The 4,473-nt window shown below is 49.1% G+C and carries 2 tRNA genes and 2 rRNA genes; all 4 read left to right on the plus strand.

The window, feature by feature from the left end:
* The first annotated feature begins 166 nt into the window (after positions 1-166).
* Positions 167-1,682, plus strand: a 16S ribosomal RNA gene (locus ACI6PS_RS16075).
* A gap of 89 nt (positions 1,683-1,771) precedes the next feature.
* Positions 1,772-1,845, plus strand: a tRNA-Ile gene (locus ACI6PS_RS16080).
* An 89-nt stretch (positions 1,846-1,934) separates the two neighbouring features.
* A tRNA-Ala gene (locus ACI6PS_RS16085) sits at positions 1,935-2,008 on the plus strand.
* A gap of 126 nt (positions 2,009-2,134) precedes the next feature.
* Positions 2,135-4,473: ribosomal RNA gene (locus tag ACI6PS_RS16090) — 23S ribosomal RNA — on the plus strand; the annotation flags it as partial.

Genomic DNA, 4,473 nt, shown 5'->3' on the forward strand with positions numbered 1-4,473 from the left:
GGCGGAAAACAAAGAAGACACGTTCATAGACATATTGAATTGACAGCCGTTTCGGGAAGAGATTCTCGGAACAAAGAAAAAGAAAGTAAGGTGAGTCGCAAGATTTACAGAAGTTAGAAATTCGTCGACAATACTGAACAGAAATTTATTTCAGTTCAAACAATATACGATGAAGAGTTTGATCCTGGCTCAGGATGAACGCTAGCGGCAGGCTTAACACATGCAAGTCGAGGGGTAGAGCTAGCTTGCTAGCTTGAGACCGGCGCACGGGTGCGTAACGCGTATGCAACCTACCTTGGACAGGGGGATAGCCCAGAGAAATTTGGATTAATACCCCATGGTATATTTGGATGGCATCATCCGATTATTAAAGTCACAACGGTCCAAGATGGGCATGCGTCCCATTAGCTAGATGGTAAGGTAACGGCTTACCATGGCAACGATGGGTAGGGGTCCTGAGAGGGAGATCCCCCACACTGGTACTGAGACACGGACCAGACTCCTACGGGAGGCAGCAGTGAGGAATATTGGTCAATGGGCGCAAGCCTGAACCAGCCATGCCGCGTGCAGGATGAAGCATCTATGGTGTGTAAACTGCTTTTGTACGGGAAGAAACACTCCCTCGTGAGGGAGCTTGACGGTACCGTAAGAATAAGGATCGGCTAACTCCGTGCCAGCAGCCGCGGTAATACGGAGGATCCAAGCGTTATCCGGAATCATTGGGTTTAAAGGGTCCGTAGGCGGTCCTGTAAGTCAGTGGTGAAAGCCCATCGCTCAACGGTGGAACGGCCATTGATACTGCAGGACTTGAATTACTGGGAAGCAACTAGAATATGTAGTGTAGCGGTGAAATGCTTAGATATTACATGGAATACCAATTGCGAAGGCAGGTTGCTACCAGTGGATTGACGCTGATGGACGAAAGCGTGGGTAGCGAACAGGATTAGATACCCTGGTAGTCCACGCCGTAAACGATGGATACTAGCTGTTGGGCGCAAGTTCAGTGGCTAAGCGAAAGTGATAAGTATCCCACCTGGGGAGTACGGGCGCAAGCCTGAAACTCAAAGGAATTGACGGGGGCCCGCACAAGCGGTGGAGCATGTGGTTTAATTCGATGATACGCGAGGAACCTTACCAAGGCTTAAATGTAGATTGACCGGTTTGGAAACAGACCTTTCGCAAGACAATTTACAAGGTGCTGCATGGTTGTCGTCAGCTCGTGCCGTGAGGTGTCAGGTTAAGTCCTATAACGAGCGCAACCCCTGTTGTTAGTTGCCAGCGAGTCAAGTCGGGAACTCTAACAAGACTGCCAGTGCAAACTGTGAGGAAGGTGGGGATGACGTCAAATCATCACGGCCCTTACGCCTTGGGCTACACACGTGCTACAATGGCCGGTACAGAGAGCAGCCACTGGGCGACCAGGAGCGAATCTATAAAACCGGTCACAGTTCGGATCGGAGTCTGCAACTCGACTCCGTGAAGCTGGAATCGCTAGTAATCGGATATCAGCCATGATCCGGTGAATACGTTCCCGGGCCTTGTACACACCGCCCGTCAAGCCATGGAAGCTGGGGGTGCCTGAAGTCGGTGACCGCAAGGAGCTGCCTAGGGTAAAACTGGTAACTAGGGCTAAGTCGTAACAAGGTAGCCGTACCGGAAGGTGCGGCTGGAACACCTCCTTTCTAGAGAAAGACGCAATTATAACCTGGTAATCGGTAGGATTACTTTACTTTCTGCTGTTGATTTAAATAAAAAATTCAAGTAAAAACAGAGTCTCGTAGCTCAGCTGGTTAGAGTACTACACTGATAATGTAGGGGTCGGCAGTTCGAGTCTGCCCGGGACTACTATTTGACTTGGAAAAGGAAATTTTAGAAGATGAGTACGAATTACGCATAATTCAAAATTCAACATTCATAATTTAAAATTATAAGATGGGGGATTAGCTCAGCTGGCTAGAGCGCCTGCCTTGCACGCAGGAGGTCAACGGTTCGACTCCGTTATTCTCCACATTTCCGAAAGGAACAACGTTCATTGACATATTGAGATAAGAAAATATTAAAAAGTAGAAAGCATTCCGCCTTATTGATAAGGTTGGAATAAAAAAAACGGTCTTGATTGATTTCAAGATTGGTACAATAAGCAAAATAAGGGCGTATGGGGGATGCCTAGGCTCTCAGAGGCGATGAAGGGCGTGATAAGCTGCGAAAAGCTGCGGGGACGAGCACACATCGATTGATCCGCAGATACCCGAATGGGGCAACCCAGTGCATTGAAGATGCATTACTCCGATAGGAGGGCAAACCCGCTGAACTGAAACATCTAAGTAGGCGGAGGAGAAGAAAACAAAAGTGATTCCGTAAGTAGTGGCGAGCGAACGCGGATTAGCCCAAACCAGAAGTGTTACGGCACGGCTGGGGTTGTAGGACCACGACATTTCTTGCACAAGGAACCGGAAGTTACTGGAAAGTGACGCCATAGAGGGTGATAGCCCCGTATGGGTAACAAGTGTAAAGGATAGTGGTATCCTGAGTAGGGCGGGGCACGTGAAACCCTGTCTGAATCTGGCGGGACCATCCGCTAAGGCTAAATACTCCTGAGAGACCGATAGTGAACCAGTACCGTGAGGGAAAGGTGAAAAGAACCGTGAATAACGGAGTGAAACAGATCCTGAAACCATACGCCTACAAGCGGTCGGAGCCCTTTAGTGGGGTGACGGCGTGCCTTTTGCATAATGAGCCTACGAGTTAACGTTGCTGGCAAGGATAAGTGGTTAAGCCATGGATCCGTAGCGAAAGCGAGTCTGAATAGGGCGCCATAGTCAGTAGTGTTAGACGCGAAACCGTGTGATCTACCCATGGGCAGGATGAAGCTGTGGTAACACATAGTGGAGGTCCGAACCGGTTGTCGTTGAAAAGACTTCGGATGACCTGTGGGTAGGGGTGAAAGGCCAATCAAACTCGGAAATAGCTCGTACTCCCCGAAATGCATTTAGGTGCAGCGTTAGTCGTAAAGTTATATAGAGGTAGAGCTACTGATTGGATGCGGGGGCTTCACCGCCTACCAATTCCTGACAAACTCCGAATGCTATATAATGTTTACTAACAGTGAGGGCTTGGGTGCTAAGGTCCAAGTCCGAGAGGGAAAGAACCCAGACCATCAGCTAAGGTCCCCAAATATATGCTAAGTTGAAAGAACGAGGTTTGTCTGCCCAGACAGCTAGGATGTTGGCTTGGAAGCAGCCATTCATTTAAAGAGTGCGTAACAGCTCACTAGTCGAGCGGACGAGCATGGATAATAATCGGGCATAAGCATATTACCGAAGCTATGGATTTGCAGTTTACTGCAAGTGGTAGGGGAGCATTCCAGCAGGGTTGAAGGTGTATCGTAAGGTATGCTGGACCGGCTGGAAAAGAAAATGTAGGCATAAGTAACGATAATGCGGGCGAGAAACCCGCACACCGAAAGACTAAGGTTTCCTCAGCTATGCTAATCAGCTGAGGGTTAGTCGGGTCCTAAGGCGAACCCGAAAGGGACAGTCGATGGCCAACGGGTTAATATTCCCGTACTACTGATAACTGTGATGGGGTGACGGAGTGATGAAAGTACCGCGAACTGACGGAATAGTTCGTTAAAGCACCTACCTATAGGTCTTCCAGGCAAATCCGGAGGACTTGGGGAAATGCGATAGTACTCGGAGTCTTCGGACAAAGAGATAGTGTACCTAAGGGCTTCCAAGAAAAACCTCTAAACTTCAGGTTATTAGTACCCGTACCGTAAACCGACACAGGTAGTCGAGGAGAGAATCCTAAGGTGCTCGAGAGATTCATGGCTAAGGAATTAGGCAAAATAGACCCGTAACTTCGGGAGAAGGGTCGCCCACAGCAATGTGGGCCGCAGTGAAGAGGTCCAGGCGACTGTTTATCAAAAACACAGGGCTCTGCAAAATCGCAAGATGAAGTATAGGGCCTGACACCTGCCCGGTGCTGGAAGGTTAAGAGGAGATGTTATCTTCGGAGAAGCATTGAATTGAAGCCCCAGTAAACGGCGGCCGTAACTATAACGGTCCTAAGGTAGCGAAATTCCTTGTCGGGTAAGTTCCGACCTGCACGAATGGTGTAACGATCTGGACACTGTCTCAGCCATGAGCTCGGTGAAATTGTAGTAGCGGTGAAGATGCCGCTTACCCGCAGTGGGACGAAAAGACCCTGTGCACCTTTACTATAGCTTAGTATTGACTTTGGACAAGTGATGTGTAGGATAGGTGGGAGACTTCGATCCAGCGTCGCCAGGCGTTGGTTAGTCATTGTTGAAATACCACCCTTTGCTTGTCTGAAGCCTAACCCCGTATTGCGGGGGACATTGCTTGGTGGGTAGTTTGACTGGGGTGGTCGCCTCCAAAAGAGTAACGGAGGCTTCTAAAGGTTCCCTCAGCACGCTTGGTAACCGTGCGTAGAGTGCAATGGCATAAGGGA

The sequence above is a fragment of the Flavobacterium sp. PLA-1-15 genome (assembly GCF_049060005.1).
Taxonomy (GTDB): domain Bacteria; phylum Bacteroidota; class Bacteroidia; order Flavobacteriales; family Flavobacteriaceae; genus Flavobacterium.